This window comes from Microbacterium sp. Soil_C_42, from assembly GCF_057656735.1.
Window position 1 is genome coordinate 1 of sequence record NZ_JBDGJU010000026.1, and the last position, 22,569, is coordinate 22,569.

Genomic DNA, 22,569 nt, shown 5'->3' on the forward strand with positions numbered 1-22,569 from the left:
GGAGTCAGCGCACGGGGCGCGGGCGGCCGGCGCCGGGAGTCAGCGCACGGGGAGCAGGCAGGTCGGCGACGGGGCGTCCGTGCGCCGGCGCACGCGGCCCGGAACCCCCGTGCGCACGTCGAGCGTGAGCGACGCGACCTCGTTCGACAGCTGCCCGGCGACGAGCAGGATGTCGCGCACCACCACGTGGTGCCGGGGCCAGTCGACGCCGGCGTCGACGAGGGCGACCGGTTCGACGTACTCGCCGGCGCCCCGCACTCGGAGCGTCGCGAGCGTGTTGCTGCCGCGCACGCCGGCGTACAGGAACTCGCCGTCGCGCGACGCGGCGAGCTCGGCGGCGCTGTCGTCCGGGAGGGTGCCGGCGCCCAGCGGCGTACCGCCCATGAGGCTCCACGTGCCGTCGACGGCCGGCGCGACCACGAACAGTTCGCACGAGAACTCGGTCACGACATAGAGATGACCGCTCGGGTGCCACACCATGTGCCGCGGTCCGCTGCCCTGCGGCAGCGCGACCTGCTGCACCTGACGCAGCCCGTTCGCGCCGTCACGCCAGAACCTCACGACGTCGTAGCCGAGATCGGTCGTCGCGATGAGCCCGCCCGGCAGGAACGCCGCCTGGTGCGCACGGGAGGGGCGGGAAGCGGATGCTTCGTCCTGTGCTCCGTCCGTGGCGGCAGGCTCTTCGCGGTCATGGTCGGGAACGAGGTGCGCGTACTCCTCGCCGGCGGCCTCGCGCAGTGCGCGGGCAGCCGCGGCGAGGTCGATGTCGCCGGCCTGTTCCGCCGCGCCGCCGGGTGCGTACGGGTCGGTCGCCGACGGAGCGATCACCGGCGACGAGGGACGGCCCGCGGCATCCAGGGTCATGCGGACGACGCGTCCGTCACCCCAGCAGCTCGCGATGAGGAAGCGGCCGTCGGGCGACACCGCCGCGTGGCACACGGCCGCGCCGGCAGCCACCGGCGCGCCGAGCGGCGCGAACGTCGCCTCGCCGGTGCGGCGGAACGCCTGCACCTGCTGCCGCGCTTCGAGCGCGGCGTAGACGACCTCTCCCGGCGCCACCGTCAACGAGCCGGGGTGCGGCGCCAGCCATGACGGCGAGTCGGTCGTCGCGACCTCGCCGGCGAACGCCAGCGCGCCGCCCGCGGAGGCGTCGTCGGCGGCGCCGGCGAGCAGCATCCCGAATCCGGACGCGCTGCCACCCATGTCGGCGGTGTACCCGCCCAGCCAGAACTTCATGACCCTCCGTGGGGCTCGGGGCGTTTCGACTCGCTTCGCTCGCTCGACGACCGGGAACGGATCAGTCGACGAGGTCGTGGCGCACGATCACGGCGTCGCGCGCCGCGCCCACGCCGATCACCGAGATGCGCGTGCCGCTCATCGCCTCGAGCGCCAGGACGTACTCCTGGGCCTCGCGCGGAAGCTCGTCGAAGGTGCGGGCCCCCGAGATGTCCTGCTTCCAGCCGGGGAAGTACTCGAGGATCGGCTTCGCGTGGTGGAAGTCGGACTGGTTCACGGGGACCTCGTCGAACCGCTCGCCCTCGACGTCGTACGCGACGCAGACCGGGATCTGGTCGAGGCCGGTGAGGATGTCGAGCTTGGTCAGCACGAGGTCGGTGATGCCGTTGATGCGGGTCGCGTACCGGGTGATGGGCGCGTCGTACCAGCCGACGCGGCGCGGGCGGCCGGTCGTGGTGCCGAACTCGAAGCCGCGCGAGCGCAGGAAGTCGCCGTTCTCGTCGAACAGCTCGGTCGGGAACGGGCCCGAGCCGACGCGCGTCGTGTAGGCCTTCACGATGCCGACGATGCGGTCGAGGCGGTTGGGTCCGACGCCCGCGCCGGTCGCGGCGCCACCGGCGGTCGCCGACGACGACGTGACGAACGGGTAGGTGCCGTGGTCGACGTCGAGCATCGTCGCCTGGCCGCCCTCGAAGACGACCACGTCGCCCGCGTCGAGGGCATCGCCCAGAAGGAGCGACGTGTCGGCCACCATCGGACGCAGGCGCTCGGCGTACGACAGCAGGTCGTCGACGATCTCATCGGCGGTGATGGCACGGCGGTTGAAGATCTTGACGAGCAGGTGGTTCTTCTGGTCGAGGGCGCCCTCGACCTTCTGGCGCAGGATGTTCTCGTCGAAGAGGTCCTGCACGCGGATGCCGACGCGGTTGATCTTGTCGGCGTAGGCCGGGCCGATGCCGCGACCGGTGGTGCCGATCTGGCGCTTGCCGAGGAAGCGCTCGGTGACCTTGTCGAGCGTGCGGTGGTACTGCGTGATGATGTGCGCGTTGGCGCTCACGCGCAGGCGCGAGGTGTCGAGACCGCGGGCGTGCAGCGCCTCGAGCTCGTAGAAGAGCACCTCGAGATCGATGACGACGCCGTTGCCGATCACGGCGTTCACGCCGGGAGACAGGATGCCCGACGGCAGCAGGTGCAGCGCGTACTTCTCGTCGCCGATCACGACCGTGTGGCCGGCGTTATTGCCGCCGTTGAACTTGACCACCCAGTCGGTGCGCTCACCGAGGAGATCGGTGGCCTTGCCCTTGCCCTCGTCTCCCCACTGGACTCCGACGATCACGATGCCTGGCATGGGCTACTCCCCCGTTATCGGACGGTTACACCCCATCCTATCCGGATGCTTCGTTACGCCTTCTGGCGCCGCGAGTCCTCCCGTGACGACCGGGGTTGGACGCACGCACGACCCCGCGGGAATCGTGAACAGCGGATCGCCTCGTGCGAAGAAGGAGAAGTCCCGTGACCGACCAGGTTCACCTCGCCGTCGCCCTCGAACGGGCCGGCTGGCACCCCGCCGCGTGGCGCGAGGCCACCGCCCGCCCGCACGAGCTGACATCGGCGCGCTACTGGCGCGACCTGCTGCGTACGGCAGACGACGCCGGCCTCGCCCTCGCCACGATCGAGGACTCCCTCGCCCTCCCCGACCGCTTCGAGTCCGCCGAGGCACTGCGCCGCGACCGCGTCCGCGGCCGCCTCGACGCCGTGCTCATCGCGTCGTACGTCGCGCCGCTGACGCGCCGGATCGGCCTGGTGCCCACCGTCACGACCGCGCACCCCGAGCCGTTCCACGTCGCCACCGGCATCCAGACGCTCGACTTCGCCAGCCGCGGCCGCGCCGGGGTGCGGCTGGTCGCGGGCGCCTCGGCCGCCGAGCGCGCCAACTTCGGCCGGCGCACCTCCGGCGTCGACGCGATCCCCGCGTCGGGGCGCGTGGAGGACTCCCCCGAGATCCTCGCCGCGTTCCGCGAGGCGGGTGAGTTCGCCGATGTGCTGTCGCGCCTCTGGGACTCCTGGCAGGACGACGCCATCATCCGGGATGCCGCGGCAGGCCGCTTCCTCGACGCCGACCGCGTGCACAACATCGACTTCGAGGGCGAGTTCTTCTCGATCACCGGCGCTTCGATCGTGCCGCGGTCGCCCCAGGGTCGCCCGCTGATCACCGTGCTCGCACACCAGACGGTGCCGTACCGCCTGGCCGCGGAGCACGCGGACGTCGTGTTCATCACCCCCCACGTCGAGGGCGGGCGACCCGGGTTCGCTCTGCCCGGCATCCTGTCGGAGCTGGATGCCGCCGCCGACGACCTGCGCAGCGGTGACGAGCCCGTGCGGGTCTTCGCCGACCTGCTCGTGCTGATCGAAGACACCGAGGCCGCGGCGCGCGAGGCGCTGGCGCGACTCGACGAGTGGGACGGCGAACAGCTCGCCTCCGACGCCCGCATCGTCGTCGGCACGCCCGGCGACGTCGCGGACGCGGTGCGCGAGCTCGCCGCCGGGGGTGTCGACGGCGTGCGCCTGCGCCCTGCCCGCCAGCCCGCCGACGTCGCGGCGATCGCCGAGCAGGTCGTGCCCCTGCTGCGCGGGACCGGCACACTCCGCGAGGACGACGGCGGGTCGCTCCGCGCCCGCCTCGACCTCGCACGCCCCGAGAGCCGCTACGCCCGAGAAGAGGAGTTCGCGCTGTGAGCCGTCCCGTCCGCCAGATCCATCTCGCCGCGCACTTCCCCGGCGTCAACAGCACCACCGTATGGACCGACCCGGCGGCCGGCAGCCAGATCGACTTCTCGTCGTTCGAGCACTTCGCCGCGACCGCCGAGCGCGGGCTGTTCGACTACGTGTTCCTCGCCGAAGGGCTGCGACTGCGCGAGCACAAGGGCCGCATCCACGAGCTCGACGTGCTGGGCCGCCCGAACACGCTGTCGATCCTGGCTGCGGTCGCCGCGATCACCGAGCACGTCGGCGTCGTCGGCACGCTCAACACGACGTTCAACGAGCCCTATGAGCTGGCGCGCGAGCTCGCCACCCTCGACCACCTCTCGGGCGGCCGCGCGGGCTGGAACGCCGTGACGAGCTCCGACGCCTTCCACGGCGCGAACTTCCGCCGCGGCGGCTACCTCGACCACGCCGACCGCTACGAGCGCGCCCGCGAGTTCGCCGCCCTCGCGAAGGAGCTGTGGGACTCGTGGAGCGAGGGTGACGTACGAGCGGATGCCGCGACCGGCGCCTTCCTCGGCGACGGCGTCCCCGCGCGGGTCCGCCACAGCGGCCCGCAGTTCGACGTCGACGCCCTGTTCGACGTGCCCCGCTCCCCGCAGGGACGCCCCGTCATCGTGCAGGCCGGCGACTCGGCGGACGGACGCGCGTTCGGCGCCGAGCACGCCGAGGTGATCTTCTCGCTGCACCAGGAGTTCGCGGACGCGCGCGCGTTCTACGACGACGTCAAGGGCCGGCTCGCCGCCTACGGACGCGAGGAGGACTCGCTCAAGATCCTCCCGGCGGCGACGTTCTCCCTCGGCGACACCGACGCGGAGGCCCGCGAGCGCGCCCGCGAGGTCGCGCTGCAGCAGGTGCGGCCCGAGGTCGCGCTCACGTACGTCGAGCAGGTGTGGGGCCGCGACCTGTCCGGCTACGACCCCGACGGGCCCCTTCCGGATGTCGAGCCCGACACCGGGTCCGAGACCGCGCGCGGCTGGGCGAACCGGCACGCGGCGGTGCGCGCCAGGATCGCGAAGCTGCGGGAGCTGTCGGAGACCGAGGGGCTCAGCATCCGTGAGACCGTCATCCGCCTCACGGCCACCCCGACCTTCGTGGGCACGCCCGAGCACATCGCGGCCGAGATCGACCGCTACGTGCAGGAGCGCGCGACCGACGGGTTCACGATCGTCGGGCACCTGACCCCGCACGGCCTCGACGAGTTCGCCGAGCGCGTCGTGCCGCTGCTGCAGGAGCGCGGCTCGTACCGGCGGTCCTACGAGGACGGCGCGACGCTGCGCGATCTGCTCGGCCTTGCGGCCCCGGTCGCCGCACCGGCGCGCGCGGCCCGATGACGGGCCGCGCGCGCCTGCTGTTCGCCGGAGCCGGCCCGCGGGCGATCATGCTCCTCGAACGCGTGCTGGCGCGCGCGGACGAGCACACGCTGCTCGACATCGACCTCGTCGACCCGCATCCCCCCGGTGCCGGCCGCATCTGGCGACGCGCCCAGTCGCCGCTGCTCAAGCTCAACTCGATGACGCGCGACGTCACCGTGTTCACCGACGACAGCTGCACGATCGAGGGGCCGGTGCGCTCCGGCCCCTCGCTCAGCGAGTGGCTGGACCTGTGGCGCGCGGGCGAACTCCCGGACGTCGACCTCGACGAGTTGTCGGAGGCCGAGGCGCGGGCACTCACCCCCGAAGGCTTTCCGACGCGGCGCCTGCACAGCCACTACCTCGACTGGTTCTTCCGCCGCACCGCGGCGAGCGCGCCGGAGGGCGTGAGGATCCGGCTCCATGTCGACGAGGTGACGTCGGTGCGGACCTCGTCGTCGGGGCAGCACGCCGTGTCGCTCGCGAGCGGTCGGGTGATCGAGACGGATGCTGTCGCCTACTGCCTCGGCCACACCGAACGCGAGCCCGACCCGGCGTCGGCAGCGCTTGCGGCGGCCGCGGTCCGCGAGCGGCTCGCGTACGTGGGTCCCGCGTTCACCGCGGACGCCGATCTGTCGACGCTCGCTCCGGGCGCCGACGTGATCGTGCGCGGTATGGGGCTCGCCGCCGTCGACCTCGTCGTGCTCCTCACTCAGGGCCGAGGCGGACGCTTCGACCGCGGCGCCGACGGCGCCCTGCGCTACCTGCCGTCGGGGCAGGAGCCTCGGCTGCACCTCGGATCGCGGCGCGGGGTGCCGTACCGGTCGAAGGTGACGTCGACACTGCAGGGCTCGCCCCCGGAGCGCGACGTGCTGACGCCGGACGTGATCGCCGCGCTCGTGGACGCGGGGCGCCCGATCGATTTCGACCGCGACGTGTGGCCCCTGGTCGCCGCCGAGCTGCTGCACGGGCATTACCGCGAGCTCTTCACGGGGCACCCGGAGCGGGTCACGGGCACGTGGGACGAGTTCCGCGCGCTCCTGCAGGCGCACGCGTGGGACGACCCCGCCCTGCGCGCCGCGATCGCCGCCGTCGTGCCCGATCCGCTCGACCGGTTCGACGTCGCCGCGTTCGACCGGCCGTTCGCCGACGCGGAGTTCGCCGACGCCGACGACGCTCACGACCGGGTGCGGGCGCATATCGTCGACGACCTCGAACTGCGCACGACGCAGGAACGCAGCCCCGCACAGGGCGTGTTCGTCGCCGCGCTGCTGTCGTTCATGGCGCTGTCGGAGATCCCCAAGGAGCGCTTCACCGCCCGCTCGCGGGCGTACACGCTGCCGGTCCGCTGGCATACCTTCTTCAGCTACCTCGCGAGCGGTCCGCCCCCGCACCGGCTGGAGGAGCTGCTCGCCCTCGCCGATGCGGGAGTCGTGCGCTTCCTCGGACCCGACGTGGACGTGGTCGTCGGGCCGCGCGGGTTCGCAGCATCCGGTCTCCGCGTGCCGGGCGAGACGGTCGCAGGCGCCCTCGTCGACGCATGGCTGCCGGCCGCCGACGCGGAGCTCAGCACCGACGCGGCGCTGCGCGAGCTCGCGACCGTCCACGGCAGCGTGCTGCGCGTGACGGATGACGAGTACTCGGGCTCGCTCGGACGCGTGCGGGTCGCCGACGACGGCCGGGTGCTGCGCCCCGACGGCGCGCCCCACGACGCGCTGTTCGCGATCGGCCCCTTCACCTCGCAGACCGAGGCCGGCGCCTTCACCCGTCCGGCGGCGAACTCGCTGTCGCTGCGCCAGACCGACGCGGTGGCGGGGGCGATCGCCGCGTATCTCGGCGTCGCGGTGCCGGTCGCCCCCTGATCCGGGCCCCCATCCTCGGCTCCGCCCTCCCGCCGCTGCTCTTCTGTTCCGCAGTCACCTTTTGCGGGTGCATGGCCCACGAACCCGCCAAACGTGACTGCGGAGCCTCCAGGCCGCGGGCTCCGCAGTCGCTTTGGGTCGCGGATCGGGCGCGCGACCCGCACGAAGCGACTGCGGAACATGACGCCGGATGACGGGGCGTGAACGACCGTGACCGACGTTCACGTCGCGTGACATCTCCGGTCGAGCCGCGCACCGCCTCTCCGAGACGCTGAGACCACGAGCCGGCACCACCGCCGCGCCTCGCACCCTCACAGCTTCTGGAGACCTCATGTCGTTCACCCGACCCCGTACCGCCGCGCTGGCGGCGATCGGCGTGGTCGCGCTCGCGCTCACCGCGTGCGCGACCGGCGCCGGCGACGCCGCACCCACCGCATCCGCCGAGGCGGAGCCCGTCACGGGCGGCGACCTGACCTTCGCGATCTCGGTCGACAGCCAGTGCATCGATCCGCAGCAGGTCGGCAACAACGACGCGATCGCGATCGCGCGGCAGACCGTCGCGTCGCTGACGATCCAGGACCCCGAGACCGGCGAGATCCTGCCGTGGCTGGCCACCGACTACGAGGTGAACGACGACGCCACGAGCTTCACGTTCACGCTGCAGGACGGCCCCACGTATGCCGACGGCGAGCCCATCGACGCGGCATCCGTCAAGACGAATTTCGAGGCGATCCAGGCGCTGGGCGCGAAGGCGAGCCTCGGCTCGTCGTACCTCGCCGACCTCGAGAGCATCGAGGTGCCGGACGAGCAGACGGTCATCGTCAACTTCTCGGAGCCGAGCGCGCAGTTCCTGCAGGCGACCTCGACGTTCTCGCTCGGCCTCCTGTCGCCGGCGACCGCCGCGGTGAGCCAGGCCGACCGCTGCCTCGGCGACTACATCGGCTCGGGTCCGTTCTCGGTGCAGAGCTACACGCCCAACGAGGGCGCCGTGCTCGAGCGCCGCGAGGGCTACGAATGGGGTCCGTCGACGGCCGCCCACACCGGCGAGGCGTACCTCGACACGATCACCTACAAGGTCGTCCCCGAGTCGGGCAACCGCACCGGCAGCCTGCAGTCGGGTCAGATCGACGCGACCACGGGCATCGCGACGGCCGACGCGGTGCTGTTCGAGGGCGAGGACTTCTGGAGCCTCAACCGCGCCAACCCCGGCTCGGTCTACAACCTGTACGCGAACCAGTCGACCGAGAAGCTCGCCGACGAGAACGTGCGTCTCGCGATCCAGAAGGGGATCGACCGCGAGCAGATCACGTCGACCCTCCTCGGCCCCGACGACGTGCCCGCCGTGTCGCCGCTCGCCTCGTCGACGCCGTACTTCACCGACCTGAGCGACGTGCTCGAGTACGACCCGAAGGCCGCCGCCGAGCTGCTCGAGGAGTCGGGCTGGACCGAGGGCGATGACGGCATCCGCGAGAAGGACGGCGAGAAGCTCAGCTTCCATGTCACCTACTGGCAGTCGCCCAAGGAGGTGCTCGAGCTCGTGCAGCAGCAGCTGCGCCAGATCGGCATCGACCTGCAGCTGACCTTCGCGAGCATCGCCGACGTGCAGGCCGCGAACGCCGACGGCACGTACGACTTCTCGTACGGCAACCTGACGCGCGCCGACCCCGACGTGCTGCGCACGGTGTTCTCGGTCAGCGGCACCAACAACGCCACCAAGCGCACCGAGCCCGCCGAGATCGACGAGCTGCTCGACGAGCAGGCCGCGATCATCGACCCGGCCGAGCGTCAGAAGGTCGTCGACGAGGCCGCGGAGCTGCTGATCACGGGCGGCTACTCGATCCCGATCTACCAGCTGTCGACCACGATCACCGCTGCGTCGAAGGTGCAGGGGCTCGGCTTCGAGGCCTCCAGCCGTCTGGACTTCTACGACGCCTGGATCGCCGAGTAAGCCCGCACGGGCGCATCGCACAACGAAAGGGATGAGGAGCGAATCATGTGGGGTCGATACATCGCCCGGAGGATCGGGCAGGGCGTGATCGTCCTGTGGGCCGCCTACACGATCTCGTTCCTCATCCTGTACCTGCTCCCGGGCGACGCCGCGACGCTCTTCGCGGGCGGCGGCGACCAGGAGGCCATCGATCCCGAGCTCGTGGCGCAGCTGCGCAGCGAGCTCGGGCTCGACCGCCCGCTGTACGAGCAGTACCTCGTCGCCCTGGGCAAGGCGCTGACCGGAGACTTCGGGGTCTCGACGCAGACCGGCCGCCCGGCATCCGATCTGCTCCTCGAATCCCTCCCCCCGACGCTCGCGCTGACCGCTTTCGCGTTCGTGCTGTCGGTGGTGTTCGGCGTCGTCCTCGCGCTGTCGGCGTCGCTCGCCCGCGCGCAGTGGCTGCGCAACGTGCTGTCGTCGCTGCCGCCGCTGGGCGTGTCGATCCCGGTGTTCTGGATCGGCCTCCTGCTGCTGCAGGCCTTCTCGTTCCGCCTGCGCCTGTTCCCCTCGATGGGCAACGAGGGCTTCGAGAGCCTCGTGCTGCCGGCGATCACGATCGCGATCCCCTCGGGTGCGTTCATCGCGCAGCTGCTGTCGCGGAGCCTGCGCTCGACCCTCGCCCAGCCCTACGTCGAGATCGTGCGCGCCAAGGGAGCGAGCGAGCGCCGGGTGCAGCTCGGCCACGCGTTCCGCAACGCCGCGATCCCCTCGCTCACGATGGTCGGCGTGCTCATCGGCGGTCTGCTCTCGGGTGCCGTCGTGACCGAGACCGTGTTCTCGCGCCTCGGCATCGGCCGGCTCGTCGTCACCGCCGTCAACAACCGCGACGTGCCCGTCGTGCAGACCGTCGTCGTCTTCGCCGCCCTCGTCTTCGTGGTCGCGAACCTCGTCGTCGACCTCGTCTACCCCCTCATCGACCGCCGCATCACGCTCGCCCGCACAGCGTTCGTCGCCGCCTGACAGGAGCCGCCATGACCGCCCCGAACGTGCTCTCCCCGCCCGCGCGCACCCTCGAGCCCCACGACCCCTTCCTCGAATCGATCGTCGACCCCGACGCCGATCCGTCGGGTGGCCCCCGCGCGGCCGCCCTCGGAGAAGAGCGAGCGGATGCTGCGCCCCGCCGCTTCGCGCTGCGCCCGGTGATCGCCGTGCTGAAGCAGCCGACCCTGGTCGCGTCGATCCTCGTGCTCGCCCTCGTGACGCTGTGGGCGCTGGTGCCGTCGTGGTTCACCGCGTGGGACCCGATCGTCGGCGTCCCCCAGGACCGCCTGCTGCCTCCGAGCCCGGAGCACCTCTTCGGCACCGACAACCTCGGCCGCGACCTCTACGCCCGCGTCGTCTACGGGTCGGCGACCTCGCTCGCCGCGACCTCGGTGGCCGTGATCGTCGGCCTCGCGGTCGGGTCGCTGTTCGGCCTGCTCGCGGGCTTCCTCTGGGGCATCGTGGACGACGCGATCATGCGCTTCATGGACGTGCTGCTCGCGATCCCGAGCCTGCTGCTGTCGCTCGCGCTCATCACGGCGCTCGGATTCGGCACGCTCAACGTGGCGATCGCGGTCGGACTCGCGAGCATCGCGTCGTTCTCCCGGGTGATGCGCGCCGAGGTGCTGCAGATCGCCACCGCCGTCTACGTCGAAGCCGCTCACGTCTCGGGCGTGCGCTGGTACACCGTGCTGCGCCGGCACGTGCTGCCGAACGCATCCGGCCCGGTGATCGCCCTCGCCGCTCTCGAGTTCGGCGTCATGGTGCTGGCCATCTCGTCGCTGTCGTTCCTCGGCTTCGGCGCACCGCCGCCCACGCCCGAGTGGGGCTCGCTCGTCGCCGGAGGCCGCGACTACCTCGCCGTCGCGTGGTGGCTCACGACCTTCCCGGGCCTCGTGATCGTCGCCGTCGTGCTGTCGGCCAACCGCGTCTCGCGCGCCCTCGAGCGCAATGGAGGAATCCGATGACCGCGCTGCTGGAGGTGTCGAACCTTTCGGTGTCGTACACGCTGAGCGGCGAATCGCGGCCGGCCGTGCGCGACGTGAGCTTCACCGTCGACCGCGGCGAGGTCGTCGCGATCGTCGGCGAGTCGGGCTCGGGCAAGAGCACGACCGCGCACGCGGTGATCCACCTGCTCGCCTCGAACGCGTCGGTGGACGCCGGCTCGATCGTCTTCGACGGCACCGACCTCACCGGGCTCTCGCGCCGCGCCTGGCGCGAGGTGCGCGGCCGCGCGATCGGGCTCATCCCGCAGGACCCGACGACGAGCCTCAACCCGGTCAAGCGCGTGGGTCGCCAGGTCGGCGAGCCGCTCGTGATCCACGGCCTCACCACGCGCCGCGGCGCCGACGCGCAGGCCGTCGAGCTGCTGCGTCTGGCCGGCATCGGCGAGCCCGAGGCGCGCGCCCGGCAGTTCCCGCATCAGTTCTCGGGCGGCATGAAGCAGCGCGCCCTCATCGCGACGGCACTGGCCGCCGAGCCGAAGCTCGTGATCGCCGACGAGCCCACGAGCGCGCTCGACGTCACCGTGCAGAAGCAGATCCTCGACCACATCGACACGCTGGCGTCGACGCTCGGCACCGCCGTGCTGCTCATCACGCACGACCTCGGCGTCGCCGCCGACCGCGCCGACCGCATCATCGTGATGCAGAACGGCGAGATCGTCGAGACGGGCGCCGCACGTCAGGTGCTCGAGAACCCGCAGCACCCGTACACCCGCGCGCTCATCGCCGCGGCACCCGGGCTGCGCGGCGGGACGGTGCGCGTGTCCGAGCGACCGCTGCGGACGGAACCGGATGCTGCCACCCCGGCACTCCTCGAAGTCACGGGTCTCCGCAAGGAGTTCCCCCTCCCCGGCCGCGAGAAGCTCCTCGCCGTCGACGACGTCACGTTCCGCATCGACCGAGGCGAGACGCTCGCGATCGTGGGCGAGTCGGGGTCGGGCAAGAGCACGACGGCGCGACTGGCACTCCGGCTGGAGAAGCCGTCGGCGGGCAGCATCCGTTTCGACGGAGACGATCTCGTCGCCGCGAGTCGTGAACAGCTGCGCGCGCTGCGCCGGCGGTTCCAGCTCGTCTACCAGAGCCCGTTCGCATCTCTCAACCCGCGCTTCACGATCGCCGAGGTGATCGACGAGCCGCTGCGGGCGTTCGGCGTCGACAAGGCCGAGCGGGCGCGCCGCGTGCGCGAGCTGATCGACCAGGTGGCGCTGCCGGCGAGCACCGCGTCGCGGCGGCCGGCCGAGCTCTCGGGCGGCCAGCGGCAGCGCGTGGCCATCGCACGCGCGCTCGCGCTGCGTCCCGATCTCGTCGTGCTCGACGAGGCGGTGTCGGCGCTCGACGTGTCGGTGCAGGCGCAGATCCTCGATCTCCTCGCCGCGGTGCAGCGCGACGTCGGGGTGTCGTACCTGTTCATCAGCCACGACCTCGCCGTGGTCCGCGAGATCTCTGACCGCGTCGCGGTGATGCAGCACGGCCGCATCGTCGAGCAGGGCCCGACCGCGCAGGTGCTCGGCGCGCCGCGCGAGGAGTACACGCGCCGGCTCATCGAGGCGATCCCGGGTGCGACGCTGTCGGCGCCGGCGCTCGCGGGCGAGGCGGCCGCATGAGTGCGCAGGCGACACTGGCGCAGCAGACGACCGAGCTGCTGCAGGAGCTGATCCGCAACGCCGCCGTCAACGACGGCACGCCCGGCTCGGGTCACGAGGACCGGCAGGTGCAGACGCTCCGGCGCTTCTTCGAAGGCTCCGGGCTCGAGGGCGTCGTCGTCGAGCCGCATCCGGGCCGCCAGTCGCTCATCGTGCGCATCGAGGGCACCGATCCGAGTGCGCCGTCGCTCGCGCTCGTCGGGCACACCGACGTCGTGCCCGTCGAGCCGTCGGGCTGGTCGCGCGACCCTTTCGCCGGCGAGATCGTCGACGGCGTGCTGTGGGGCCGGGGCGCGATCGACATGCTCAACCTCACCGCCGCGTACGCCGTCGTGACGCGGGCGGTCGCGACCGGAACGTTCCGCCCCCGGGGCGACCTCATCTTCGCAGCGGTCGCCGACGAGGAGAACGGCAGCCGGTTCGGCGTCGGCTGGCTCACCGAGCACCGCCTCGATCTCATCGACGCCGACTACGTGCTGACCGAATCGGGCGGCGCCCACGCCGGCGCGCAGCCGCACCTCGGTGTCATGGTGGGCGAGAAGGGTGGCGCCGGCCGCCTGCTGCGCGTCACCGGTGCGCCCGGGCACGGCTCGGCGCCGTGGGGCTCGCGCAACGCCGCGGTCATCGCGGCGGAGGCCGTGACCCGCCTCGCGCGACACCGCGGCACCACTGTCATCACCCCGCAGTGGCGCGCGTACGCCGGGGCGCTCGATCTCGACCCCGAGATCCGGGCCGCGCTCACCGACCCCGACCGGTTCTACGAGGGCCTGCCGCACCTCGGCGCCCTCGACGGGTTCGCGCACGCCTCGACGCACACCACGATCTCACCGACGATCGTGCGCGCCGGAGAGAAGGGCAACGTCATCCCGGGCACCGCGACCGTGCAGCTCGACATCCGCATCCTGCCGGACGTCACCCGCGAGGACGTCGAGGGCCTCGTCCGCGACGCGCTCGGCGACCTCATCGAGCACATCGAGATCGAAGGCGACTGGTTCGGCGAATCCACCCTGTCTCCGATCGACACCCCGCTCTTCGACGCGCTCGGCAGCGCGGTGCGCCGCGCCTACCCGTCCGCCGAGCTGCTGCCGATGCTGGGCGTGGGCGGCACCGACGGCCGCTTCTACCGGCGCCGCGGCATCCCGGCCTACGGGTTCGGCGTGCTCAGCGAGCGCTGGGACTACGGCACCTTCCGCCGGCTCTTCCACGGCAACGACGAGCGCATCGACCTCGACTCGATCGCCCTCACGGTCGACGCGCTCGACCACGCCGTGCGCACGTTCCACGCCGACACGAGCACGGCTACGCGCACCCGCGTCGCGGAGCCGGCGACCGCCTGAACGCGGTTGCAGCGCGGGCCGCAGCATCCGTTCCCCATCCACCCCACCGAGGAGCACCCATGACCACCACCCTCAACTCCGATGTCGATCGCGCCGTGTTCGGGCGCGAGTGGGAGGACTGGCACCGCACGCACGAGACGCGCCGGGCCGACGCCCTCGGCTTCTTCGCGATCACCGATCTGCACTGGCTCGGGGCCGCCCCGATCACCCTGCCGGGCGCGCCCGGCACGTGGCGCCTCGGCGCCGAGGGCGTCGAAGTGGAGCTCGCCGACGGCGAGAGCCTCACGCTCGACGGCGCGACGATCACGGGGACGCACGCGTTCGGCGAGATCGCCGAACGCGGCAGCGTCACCCCCACCTTCACCGACGGCGCCATCGCCGGCGCCGTCGAGATCGCGATCCGCGGCGGGCACACGATCCTGCGGCCGCGCCGCGCCGATCACCCGTTCCTCGCGGAGTACTCGGGCACCCCGACCTACGTCCCGAACCCGCGCTGGCGTGTCGCGGCGCGCTTCCGCCCGTTCGATGCCCCCGTCCCGACCGAGGTCGGCGCCGCCGTCGACGGGCTCACCCACGTCTACGACGCCCCCGGCGTGCTCGAGTTCTCGTGGCGGGGCGAGGAGTTCTCGCTCACGGCGTTCGAGGGCAAAGCGCCGGGCGACCTGCTCGTGCTGTTCACCGACGCGACGAGCGGCATCACCACGTACGCCGCGAACCGCTCGGTGGGCATCGACGCGCCGGACGCCGACGGCTGGACCACGATCGACTTCAACCGCGCCGTCAACCTGCCCTGCGCGTACACGGACTTCGCCACGTGCCCGCTGCCGCCGGAGGGCAACCGCCTGCCGATCGGCATCGAGGCCGGCGAGAAGACGCCGCTCGCCCGCGTCATCTCGAACGCCGATCTCGTCGCGCCGGGGGTGGCCGCATGAGGTTCCAGCTGCTCGACATCGTCCCCTACCGTGCCGACCCGATCACCGGCCATCAGGTCTCGCCCGCCGAGCGGTTCGCCGAGACGCTGCAGCAGGCGATCCGCGCCGAAGAGCTGGGATTGGATGCTGTGGCCATCGGTGAGCGTCACGCCGGGCACTTCATCTCGTCGTCGCCGACGGTGCTGCTGGGTGCGATCGCGGCCCGGACGCGCAGCATCCGTCTCAATTCCGGCGTGACCGTGCTCTCGGTGCTGGATCCGGTGCGCGTCGCCGAGGACTACGCGACCATCGACCAGCTCTCGGGCGGGCGGCTCGACATCACGGTCGGCAAGGGCAACGAGGTCGCGCAGTTCCCCCTCTTCGGGCTCGACATCGACGACCAGTGGGAGCTGCTCGCCGAGAAGTACGAGCTGCTGCGGACGCTCTGGCGCGAGGAGGACGTCACGTGGCCGGGCAGCGAGTTCACGCGGGCCTTGACCGGCGTCACCACGCTGCCGCGACCCTTCGCCGGAGCGCCGCGCGTGTGGCACGGCTCGGCGACGACGCTCTTCTCTGCGGGGCTCGCCGCGCGCTTCGGGGATCCGCTGTTCAGCGCGAACGCGATCCAGCCCCTCGAGAACTACGGGGTGCTGGTCGACCACTACCGCTCCGAGTTCGCGCGACACGGCCACGATCCGGCGAGCGCCTTCGTCGCTGCGGGCTCGGGAGCGCTCTTCATCGCCGACACGACACAGGAGGCGATCGCGCAGTACGGCCCGGTGTACAACGCGATCGTCGCCGCCACCAACGTGCCCGGGAACAACACCCCCTTCCGCGACATCGAGCACGCCGTCGCCGAGGGCCCCGCGCTCGTCGGCACGCCGCAGCAGGTGATCGACAAGATCGCGCGGTTCCACGGTCGGCTCGGGCACGACCTGCAGTCGATCAGCCTGCCGACGACGGTGCCGTTCGCGCGGCAGCTCGAGATCCTCGAGCGGTTCGCCGAAGAGGTCGCTCCGGTACTGCGGCGCGAGTTCCCGACGACGCTGTGGACGCAGTCCGACCCGCTCGGCCGGCGCACGCCCGAACTCGCCGCGGTGTGAGTCCGGCGGGTTCGTGACGGTTCAGGGCGGTCTCCGGGTCCGCGCGGTCTATCGTTCGGTGTCGCCGAGCTGTGCGAGCAGTTCGAAGTCCCCCGAACCCGTGAACTCGGCGATGCGCCGGTTCACCAGCCGGTACATCGCGAACTCGGCGACGTTGACGTGCCGCCGGGTCGGCGCGATCCCCCGGAACACACCGAGGTGGGTGCCGTTGCCGCGCAGGTGAGCCGCGACGCGATCGTCCTCGACGACGAGCTGGATGCGACGCCAGCGCCAGTCGGGGAACGCGTGGAACAGGTCGGACACGTCGGACACCCAGGCATCCGCCCCGCCCGGCAGGTGGGCGCGCCGGACGGACGGAGCGACGAACGCGCGGATCGCGTCGAGGTCGTGCCGATTGCACGCGTCGAGGTAGTCCGCGAACCACTCGTGGGTCTCCCAGGGCTCCATCCCCGCCATTATCCGTGGGAATCGAGCCCGTCAGCGACTGCGGCGGCGCCGAGCGATCCCGATCCAGATCAGCACCAGGCCGACGACGAGCACGATCGGGCCGACCGTCGCCCACAGCGGGGACCCGGTCATCGCCGACCCCTGCAGCACGCCGACACCCTGCAGCGTCCACACCAGGCCGATGGCCCCGAGGATCACGCCGGGCACGAGGAACGGCCACATTCGCTTCACGGTCCCGACTCTAGGGTGGCGGCGCTCTGCGCGACAGAGTCCCAGCTCAGCCGCAGGGCGGTGGCAGTATCGAAGCGTGGACGACGGCGAACGGATGTCCTTGACGCAGCCGGCGAGCGCGGACTGGCGCGAGCATCCTCAGGGCTTCCGGCGCTGGGAGAGGTCCACCCGCCTCGGCGACGGACCGGAGATCTGGACCTGGGCGAGCACCGAGGTGCTGCGGTGGGGCGTCAAGACCCGGAGCGGCTTCACCGTCTCGCCGGCGGCGGCCGCGGTCCGACCCGGCGACCGCCCGGTCATCACGGCGCACCCGTTCGGGCTGTCGGTGCGTGAGCCCGTCGAGGTCGGGGCCGTCGTCGATGAGAGCGACCGCGTCGGCTTCGCCTATCGGACGCTCCCCGGCCACCCGGTCACCGGAGAAGAGGCCTTCATCGTGCACCGCGACGCCGGCTCGGTGATCCTCACCGTCCGCTCGCTGACGCGGCCCGGTCGCGGACGCTGGCGCGCGCTGTACCCGGTGCTCCTCGTCGCTCAAGCGGTCGCCCGCCGCCGCTACCTCCGCGCGCTGCGCGTCCGCGCGCGCCGCTGAGCCCGCCCGCCGCAGTCCTACTCCCCGCCGAGCTCACCCGGGTGCGTGAGACGCCAGGAGTCGGTCGGCGGGACGATGGTGCCCTCGATCTCGATCGGAACCGTCACCGTGTTCGGACCCGCGGTCCACGTGATGCTCCCGACCTCTTCGCCGTCGGTGTACGTCTTCGGCGTGGTCGTCGTCATCTCGACGGTGATCGGGGTGTCGGACCACGTGAAGATCGTCGCGTAGTCCGAGACGACGATCTGCGCCGACTCACCCCATCTCGTCGTGATCGTGCCGACCGGCTGATCGCGCTTGGCGAGCGGCACCTCGTGGAAGCCGGCACGGATGCTGTCGATCAGCCTCATCACGTCGTGATTGACGTTCGCGCGGGTGAAGCCGCCGAGCACCACCCCGGTCACGCTGAGCGGCTGCGCCGTTCCGACGGGGAGGAATGCGGTGAACAGCAGGTTGTAGGTGCCCTCGCCCAGGTTGCCCGTCTTGAGCCCGGTGATCCCGTTGCTGCCGAGGAGGTCGTTGGTGTTCTGCATCGCGCCAGGACCGGGCAGCGTCAGCGAGCGCGTCGCGACGATGCTCGAGATCACGGGATGGGCGGCGGCGAGCTTGCCGAGCGCGATGAGGTCGGCCGGGGTGCTGGTGTTGCGCGCGTCGAGGCCGGTCGGCTCGACGATCGTCGTGCCGGTGAGCCCGTTCGCGGCGAGCCACCGCTGGGCGGCCCCGCGGAACGCGCCCTGCGAGCCGAACGCCCACGTCGAGACCGCCTCCGCGTAATTGCTCGCCGAGGGGATGAGCATCGTCGCGAGCGCGTCGTGCAGCGACATCGAGCTACCCGTCGGCATCGCCGCGATGGTCGCGCCGCGCACGTAGTACTGGTCATAGAGGTCATGGTCGGCCTTGCTGAAGGTGATCGTCGGTCCGGGATCCGCGGCATCCGCCAGGGGATGACGATCGAGGATCACGAGCGCCGTGATGACCTTGGTGATGCTCGCGATCGACTGCGGCTCGCTCGTCCCGCTCGTCGCCCAGATGCCGCTCGCCTCGGCCCCGAGGTACTCGTCGCCACCGGCGACGGCGATCGCCGAAGCGCCAGTGGACGGCAGAGCGACCGCGGCAGCCGCCGGCACCGTCACGGGCGGCTCGTGCGTCTCGACGAGCGGCGCGCTCACCGGTGCCGTCAGTGCCCACCACACGTACCCGCTGGGGACGGCGAGCAGCACGACGAGCACGATCGCCGTGACGATCCAGCCGATGCGCCGTCGGCGGCGCCGCGCCTCGGGATCCACCGCGCGCCGCGGCGGACCGCCGAACATCTGCTCCTGACTGATCAGCTGCGTGAACTCTTCGAGCTCATCAGTCGGCTGCTGAGGTGTCGAAATGGAAGGCTCCCGTCCCGAATGCTGAACCCATCATGCAGCATTTGAGACTCCCCGTCTCAGGAGGATCGACCGAACGATGCCCGCTCGCCCCGCGATGCGTCCGCGGGCTCGGGCGCGAGGTCGTAGCCGAACGTGTACAGCTCGATCCAGCGACCGGGCTGCACCTCCTTCAGCCCCTCGCGCTCCGAGATCCGGCGGAAGCCGAGCTTGGCGTACAGCGCGTGCGCCCCGGTCATCTCGGGACCGCTGTTCATCACCACGCGGTGCGAGCCGCGCTCGCGCGCGAGGCCGATGACGTGACGGGTGAGCGCCTCGCCGATCCCTCGCCCGCGGGCGGCAGGAGCCACGGCGAGCTGCCGGAAGTCCGTCTCTCCGGGCTGCGCGACCTCCGCGAGCGGGCGGTTCGGACGCGCCACCCACACGGTGCCGAGGATCTCCCCTCCGGGCTCGGCCGCGACCCAGACGTCGCCCGCTCCCACGCGACTGGCGACGTCTCGCAGCGAGGCGACGTACTCGTCCGACAGCGAGTCGTAGCTCGACACGTACGCCTGGGCGGTCACCTCTCCCGCGCGGTCGTACTCGTCGGCGCGGACGAGCCGGATGGTCCATTCCGGAGACTCGGATGCGGCGCCCGCGGCGTTCGCGGCAGGCTCGGCGCCGCCCGAGTCCCACGCCTCGCCCAGCAGCTCGTACGAGCGCACCCGGTCCACGGTGTCGTGCGTGGCCGTGGTGACGAGGAGCTCGTCGGCACCGGTCACCCGCTGCAGCGTCTCGAGGCGCTCGACCACGGTCTGCGCCGATCCGACGAACTGCGTGTCGAGGCGGTCGCGGACGACCGCGAGCTCCTCGGCCGTCAGCGGATCGGCCGCGGCCTCGTCGGGCGAGGGGAAGGGGACGGCGCCCTGGCCGGCGCGGATGCTGTGCACCCATCGACCGTAACCCGCGGCGAGGCGGCGGGCCGCGGCATCCGTCTCGGCGACGACGGCGTCGACCGACACGATGACGTAGGGCTCGGCGATGCGGCCCGGGCGGAACGCGGCGCGGTACTCGGCGATCGCCTCGAGCACGAAGCCGGGGGCGACGTGGTAGTTCGCGCCGAACGGAAGCCCGAGCTCGCCGGCCAGGCGCGCACTGGGACCGGCAGTCGAGCCGTGGATCCACACCGTGACGTCGGCGCCCTCGGCGGGCGTGACGTGGATCGGCACGTCTTCGGGGGGTGAGAACGTGCCGTCGAAGAACGACAGGATGTCGGCGACCTCGTCCGCGAAGCGCTCGGCGTCGGCCTCGGTTCGGCCGAGCAGCCGCGCCTGCACGACGAAGCGCTCCGAGTCGAACCCGGCGAACGGACGGGCAGCGGGCAGCAGGAGCCCGTCGACGACGCGATCCTCCGGTGCGGCGGGCAGCGCGGCCGCCGCCGCGCTGCGTGATCCGGAGCGCCCGATGCCGAGGTCGAACCGGCCCGGGTGCAGCTGCGCCACGACGCCGGCGGCCTCGGCGACCTGCGCCGGCGAGTAGTTGCCGATGATGGTGGCGGCGGTGCCGATACGGATGCTGTGCGTCACGGCCGCGACGGAAGCCAGCAGCACGTGCGGCGCGGCGCCGGCGATCCCGGGGTTGAAGTGGTGCTCGGCCACCCAGTAGCGCCGGTAGCCGAGGCGCTCGGCCGCACGCGCCAGGCCGATGCTGGCGCGGAGGCCGTCGGCGGGTGTCTGACCCGAGCCGAAGGGCGACAGGTCGAGGACGGAGAGCGGAACGCGGGACATGGGTGCTCCCTGGTCGTGGTGCAGACGTGGAGAACGAGGGCACAGAATCGGAGGGTCCCGGCGACACGCCGGGTGGCAGCATCCGTCCCCGGCGTGTCGTCCGAAACCTCCGATTCTGTGCCGATCTGTCAGGACTTGGGCAGTCCCGGCGGGTTGACGAGGCTCTCGTCGACCCGCTCGGACGTGAGGTCCCAGATCTCGAGGACCTCGTCGTACTGGCCGTTCTCGATGAGATGGTTGAGCGCGATGGCCACCGGCTCGATGAGCCCGTTGCCCTTGGCGGTCGCGGCGGCGATGTTCGCCGTCAGCGGCCAGCCGCCGGGCACGAGGCCGACGAGCTTGGTGTCACCGGTCTCGCGAGCGGCCCAGGCCGACGTCGCGTTCGGACCGAAGGTCGCGTCGATGCGGCCCGACTGCAGCGCCAGCACGGTCGCGGCGTTGTCGTCGAAGTACTGCAGCTCCGCCGGCTCTTCGCCGGCGGCCTCGAGCTCTTCGTTCCACGCGAGCAGCACCTGCTCCTGGTTCGTGCCCGAGCCGACCGCGATCTTGAGGCCCGTGATGTCGGCGGCCTCCTCGATCTTCTCGATGTCGCTGTCGCTCTTCACGTAGAAGCCGAGGAGGTCCTCGCGGTAGCTCGCGAAGTCGTAGAGCTCCTTGCGCTCCTCGGTCACGGTGACGTTCGAGGTGATGAGGTCGTACTTGCCCGACTGGATGCCGAGGGGCCAATCGGCCCACGCGACGACGACCGGGTTGTACTCCAGGCCGAGCGCGTCGGCGATCAGGGCGCCGATGTTCGGCTCGGTGCCGGCGGGGTTCGACTCGCCCTCGGGGATGTAGCCCAGCGGCGGGACGTACGCGGAGTGCGCCACCGTGAGCTTGCCCGGCTCGACCGGCTCGAAGCCGCTCGCCTCCAGCGCCTCGACGGCTTCGGCGACGGGCTCGTCGAGACGGACCCACTGGATCTCGTCGGTCGTGACGTTCGCCGACTCCTCGGTCGCCTCGGGGGCGGCCGCCTCGGCCGGGGCGTTCTGGTTGACGCCCCAGACGATGCCGCCGACGATCGCGGCCACCGCGACGACGCCGACGCCGACCGCGATGCCTTGCTTCTTGCTCAGTGCCATTGCTGTGTTTCCTTTTCTCGGGCGAGGACTCGAAGGCGAGATCTCGGGGGGTTCAGGCCAGGACCTTCGCGAGGAAGTCCTGGACGCGGGGGTGCTTCGGGGTGACGAGCACCTCGGCGGGCGGGCCCTGCTCGATGACGCGGCCGCCGTCGAGGAACACGACGCGGTCGGCGACCTCGCGGGCGAACCCGACCTCGTGCGTGACGATCACGAGCGTCGTGCCGAGCTGCGCGAGGTCGCGGATGACGTCGAGCACCTCGCCGACGAGCTCCGGATCGAGGGCGCTGGTCGGCTCGTCGAACAGGATCACCCTGGGCTTGAGCGCGAGCGCGCGGGCGATCGCGACGCGCTGCTGCTGGCCGCCCGACAGCTGCCGGGGGTAGTGCTCGGCCTTGTCGGCGAGTCCCACGCGATCGAGCAGGCCCAGCGCGAGCTCGCGGGCGTCGTCCTTCGAGAGCCGGCCGAGCGCGACGGGTGCCTCGGTGACGTTCTCGAGCGCGGTCAGGTGCGGGAAGAGGTTGAAGTTCTGGAAGACGATGCCGATCTGCGTGCGGCGCTCCAGCACCTCCCGCTCGCGCAGCTCGTAGAGCTTGCCGCCGCGCAGCTCGTACCCGATGAGCTGGCCGTCGACAGTGACCGAGCCCCGGTCGACGCTCTCGAGGTGGTTGATCGTGCGCAGGAGCGTCGACTTGCCCGAGCCGCTCGGCCCGAGGATCGCGACGACCTCGCCAGGCTCGACGGTCAGGTCGATGCCGCTCAGCACCGCGACGCCGCCGTAGCTCTTGTGGACGTTGTGGATCTCGACGAGGCCCTTCGTAGTGGTCTCCGCCGGGGCCTGGACGATGGTGGTGCTCATG

At 71.8% G+C, this 22,569-nt stretch carries 19 protein-coding genes; 11 read left to right on the top strand and 8 right to left on the bottom strand.

Going from position 1 to position 22,569, the window contains the following annotated elements:
* Positions 1-39: 39 nt before the first annotated feature.
* Positions 40-1,236, bottom strand: coding sequence for a lactonase family protein (locus tag AC3A46_RS14205; protein WP_487665772.1), 1,197 nt, complete (start codon positions 1,234-1,236; stop codon positions 40-42).
* A gap of 61 nt (positions 1,237-1,297) precedes the next feature.
* Positions 1,298-2,584 carry an adenylosuccinate synthase gene (locus AC3A46_RS14210; RefSeq protein WP_310244384.1) on the bottom strand — a complete coding sequence of 429 codons (1,287 nt, stop codon included), beginning with the start codon at positions 2,582-2,584 and terminating at the stop codon, positions 1,298-1,300.
* A 164-nt stretch (positions 2,585-2,748) separates the two neighbouring features.
* Here AC3A46_RS14210 and AC3A46_RS14215 point away from each other — a divergent pair, with 164 nt between their 5' ends.
* From AC3A46_RS14215 to AC3A46_RS14260, 10 genes are all read left to right on the top strand, one after another.
* Positions 2,749-3,972, top strand: a complete 1,224-nt coding sequence (locus AC3A46_RS14215) for an LLM class flavin-dependent oxidoreductase (protein WP_487665773.1) — start codon at positions 2,749-2,751, stop codon at positions 3,970-3,972.
* Complete coding sequence (locus AC3A46_RS14220) at positions 3,969-5,333, top strand: NtaA/DmoA family FMN-dependent monooxygenase (RefSeq protein ID WP_487665774.1); 1,365 nt, start codon at positions 3,969-3,971, stop codon at positions 5,331-5,333. The genes AC3A46_RS14215 and AC3A46_RS14220 overlap by 4 nt, the downstream gene beginning before the upstream one ends.
* Positions 5,330-7,213 (top strand): FAD/NAD(P)-binding protein, encoded by a 1,884-nt coding sequence (locus AC3A46_RS14225; protein ID WP_487665775.1) that lies wholly within the window; start codon positions 5,330-5,332, stop codon positions 7,211-7,213. The genes AC3A46_RS14220 and AC3A46_RS14225 overlap by 4 nt, the downstream gene beginning before the upstream one ends.
* A 331-nt stretch (positions 7,214-7,544) precedes the next feature.
* A complete protein-coding gene (locus AC3A46_RS14230; protein ID WP_487665776.1) occupies positions 7,545-9,161 on the top strand; it encodes an ABC transporter substrate-binding protein in 1,617 nt (538 codons plus the stop codon).
* A 45-nt stretch (positions 9,162-9,206) separates the two neighbouring features.
* On the top strand, positions 9,207-10,163 hold the full coding sequence (locus AC3A46_RS14235; protein ID WP_487665777.1) for an ABC transporter permease: 957 nt from the start codon (positions 9,207-9,209) through the stop codon (positions 10,161-10,163).
* A gap of 11 nt (positions 10,164-10,174) precedes the next feature.
* Positions 10,175-11,152, top strand: a complete 978-nt coding sequence (locus AC3A46_RS14240) for an ABC transporter permease (RefSeq protein ID WP_487665778.1) — start codon at positions 10,175-10,177, stop codon at positions 11,150-11,152.
* Positions 11,149-12,792 (top strand): ABC transporter ATP-binding protein, encoded by a 1,644-nt coding sequence (locus AC3A46_RS14245; RefSeq protein WP_487665779.1) that lies wholly within the window; start codon positions 11,149-11,151, stop codon positions 12,790-12,792. Before AC3A46_RS14240 ends, AC3A46_RS14245 begins: the two co-directional genes overlap by 4 nt.
* Positions 12,789-14,168 (top strand): M20/M25/M40 family metallo-hydrolase, encoded by a 1,380-nt coding sequence (locus tag AC3A46_RS14250; protein WP_487665780.1) that lies wholly within the window; start codon positions 12,789-12,791, stop codon positions 14,166-14,168. Before AC3A46_RS14245 ends, AC3A46_RS14250 begins: the two co-directional genes overlap by 4 nt.
* Positions 14,169-14,227: 59 nt before the next feature.
* The gene (locus AC3A46_RS14255; RefSeq protein WP_487665781.1) at positions 14,228-15,100 is read left to right on the top strand and encodes a DUF1684 domain-containing protein; all 873 of its coding nucleotides are present in this window, start codon (positions 14,228-14,230) and stop codon (positions 15,098-15,100) included.
* Positions 15,097-16,182 carry an LLM class flavin-dependent oxidoreductase gene (locus AC3A46_RS14260; protein ID WP_487665782.1) on the top strand — a complete coding sequence of 362 codons (1,086 nt, stop codon included), beginning with the start codon at positions 15,097-15,099 and terminating at the stop codon, positions 16,180-16,182. The genes AC3A46_RS14255 and AC3A46_RS14260 overlap by 4 nt, the downstream gene beginning before the upstream one ends.
* Before the next feature lie 48 nt (positions 16,183-16,230).
* On the opposite strand, the gene AC3A46_RS14265 is transcribed toward AC3A46_RS14260, so the two are convergent.
* Positions 16,231-16,629: an ester cyclase gene (locus AC3A46_RS14265; RefSeq protein ID WP_487665783.1), complete on the bottom strand. Its 399-nt coding sequence runs from the start codon at positions 16,627-16,629 to the stop codon at positions 16,231-16,233.
* A gap of 30 nt (positions 16,630-16,659) precedes the next feature.
* Positions 16,660-16,851: a hypothetical protein gene (locus AC3A46_RS14270; protein WP_487665810.1), complete on the bottom strand. Its 192-nt coding sequence runs from the start codon at positions 16,849-16,851 to the stop codon at positions 16,660-16,662.
* An 85-nt stretch (positions 16,852-16,936) separates the two neighbouring features.
* Between AC3A46_RS14270 and AC3A46_RS14275 the strand changes: the two genes are divergently transcribed.
* The gene (locus tag AC3A46_RS14275) at positions 16,937-17,449 is read left to right on the top strand and encodes a DUF1990 domain-containing protein (protein ID WP_487665784.1); all 513 of its coding nucleotides are present in this window, start codon (positions 16,937-16,939) and stop codon (positions 17,447-17,449) included.
* Positions 17,450-17,466: 17 nt separating this feature from the next.
* Here the strand turns inward: AC3A46_RS14275 and AC3A46_RS14280 are convergent, their stop codons facing one another.
* The 4 genes from AC3A46_RS14280 to AC3A46_RS14295 all read right to left on the bottom strand — a co-directional run bounded on the left by AC3A46_RS14280 (position 17,467) and on the right by AC3A46_RS14295 (position 22,568).
* A complete protein-coding gene (locus AC3A46_RS14280; RefSeq protein ID WP_487665785.1) occupies positions 17,467-18,762 on the bottom strand; it encodes a D-alanyl-D-alanine carboxypeptidase family protein in 1,296 nt (431 codons plus the stop codon).
* 122 nt (positions 18,763-18,884) lie between these two features.
* A complete protein-coding gene (locus tag AC3A46_RS14285) occupies positions 18,885-20,591 on the bottom strand; it encodes an LLM class flavin-dependent oxidoreductase (RefSeq protein ID WP_487665786.1) in 1,707 nt (568 codons plus the stop codon).
* Between the two features lie 128 nt (positions 20,592-20,719).
* Positions 20,720-21,712: an ABC transporter substrate-binding protein gene (locus tag AC3A46_RS14290; RefSeq protein ID WP_487665787.1), complete on the bottom strand. Its 993-nt coding sequence runs from the start codon at positions 21,710-21,712 to the stop codon at positions 20,720-20,722.
* A gap of 52 nt (positions 21,713-21,764) precedes the next feature.
* Positions 21,765-22,568, bottom strand: a complete 804-nt coding sequence (locus tag AC3A46_RS14295) for an amino acid ABC transporter ATP-binding protein (protein ID WP_487665788.1) — start codon at positions 22,566-22,568, stop codon at positions 21,765-21,767.
* Position 22,569 lies beyond the last annotated feature (1 nt).

Excerpts from the sequence above, each read along its gene's own strand:
- AC3A46_RS14230 (WP_487665776.1), top strand. The coding sequence starts at position 7,545 with ATGTCGTTCACCCGACCCCGTACCGCCGCGCTGGCGGCGATCGGCGTG.
- AC3A46_RS14255 (WP_487665781.1), top strand. The coding sequence starts at position 14,228 with ATGACCACCACCCTCAACTCCGATGTCGATCGCGCCGTGTTCGGGCGC.
- AC3A46_RS14210 (WP_310244384.1), bottom strand. The coding sequence starts at position 2,584 with ATGCCAGGCATCGTGATCGTCGGAGTCCAGTGGGGAGACGAGGGCAAG.
- AC3A46_RS14245 (WP_487665779.1), top strand. The coding sequence starts at position 11,149 with ATGACCGCGCTGCTGGAGGTGTCGAACCTTTCGGTGTCGTACACGCTG.
- AC3A46_RS14235 (WP_487665777.1), top strand. The coding sequence starts at position 9,207 with ATGTGGGGTCGATACATCGCCCGGAGGATCGGGCAGGGCGTGATCGTC.
- AC3A46_RS14225 (WP_487665775.1), top strand. The coding sequence starts at position 5,330 with ATGACGGGCCGCGCGCGCCTGCTGTTCGCCGGAGCCGGCCCGCGGGCG.
- AC3A46_RS14265 (WP_487665783.1), bottom strand. The coding sequence starts at position 16,629 with ATGGAGCCCTGGGAGACCCACGAGTGGTTCGCGGACTACCTCGACGCG.
- AC3A46_RS14295 (WP_487665788.1), bottom strand. The coding sequence starts at position 22,568 with ATGAGCACCACCATCGTCCAGGCCCCGGCGGAGACCACTACGAAGGGC.
- AC3A46_RS14290 (WP_487665787.1), bottom strand. The coding sequence starts at position 21,712 with ATGGCACTGAGCAAGAAGCAAGGCATCGCGGTCGGCGTCGGCGTCGTC.
- AC3A46_RS14205 (WP_487665772.1), bottom strand. The coding sequence starts at position 1,236 with ATGAAGTTCTGGCTGGGCGGGTACACCGCCGACATGGGTGGCAGCGCG.
- AC3A46_RS14285 (WP_487665786.1), bottom strand. The coding sequence starts at position 20,591 with ATGTCCCGCGTTCCGCTCTCCGTCCTCGACCTGTCGCCCTTCGGCTCG.
- AC3A46_RS14260 (WP_487665782.1), top strand. The coding sequence starts at position 15,097 with ATGAGGTTCCAGCTGCTCGACATCGTCCCCTACCGTGCCGACCCGATC.
- AC3A46_RS14270 (WP_487665810.1), bottom strand. The coding sequence starts at position 16,851 with ATGTGGCCGTTCCTCGTGCCCGGCGTGATCCTCGGGGCCATCGGCCTG.
- AC3A46_RS14280 (WP_487665785.1), bottom strand. The coding sequence starts at position 18,762 with ATGTTCGGCGGTCCGCCGCGGCGCGCGGTGGATCCCGAGGCGCGGCGC.
- AC3A46_RS14250 (WP_487665780.1), top strand. The coding sequence starts at position 12,789 with ATGAGTGCGCAGGCGACACTGGCGCAGCAGACGACCGAGCTGCTGCAG.
- AC3A46_RS14240 (WP_487665778.1), top strand. The coding sequence starts at position 10,175 with ATGACCGCCCCGAACGTGCTCTCCCCGCCCGCGCGCACCCTCGAGCCC.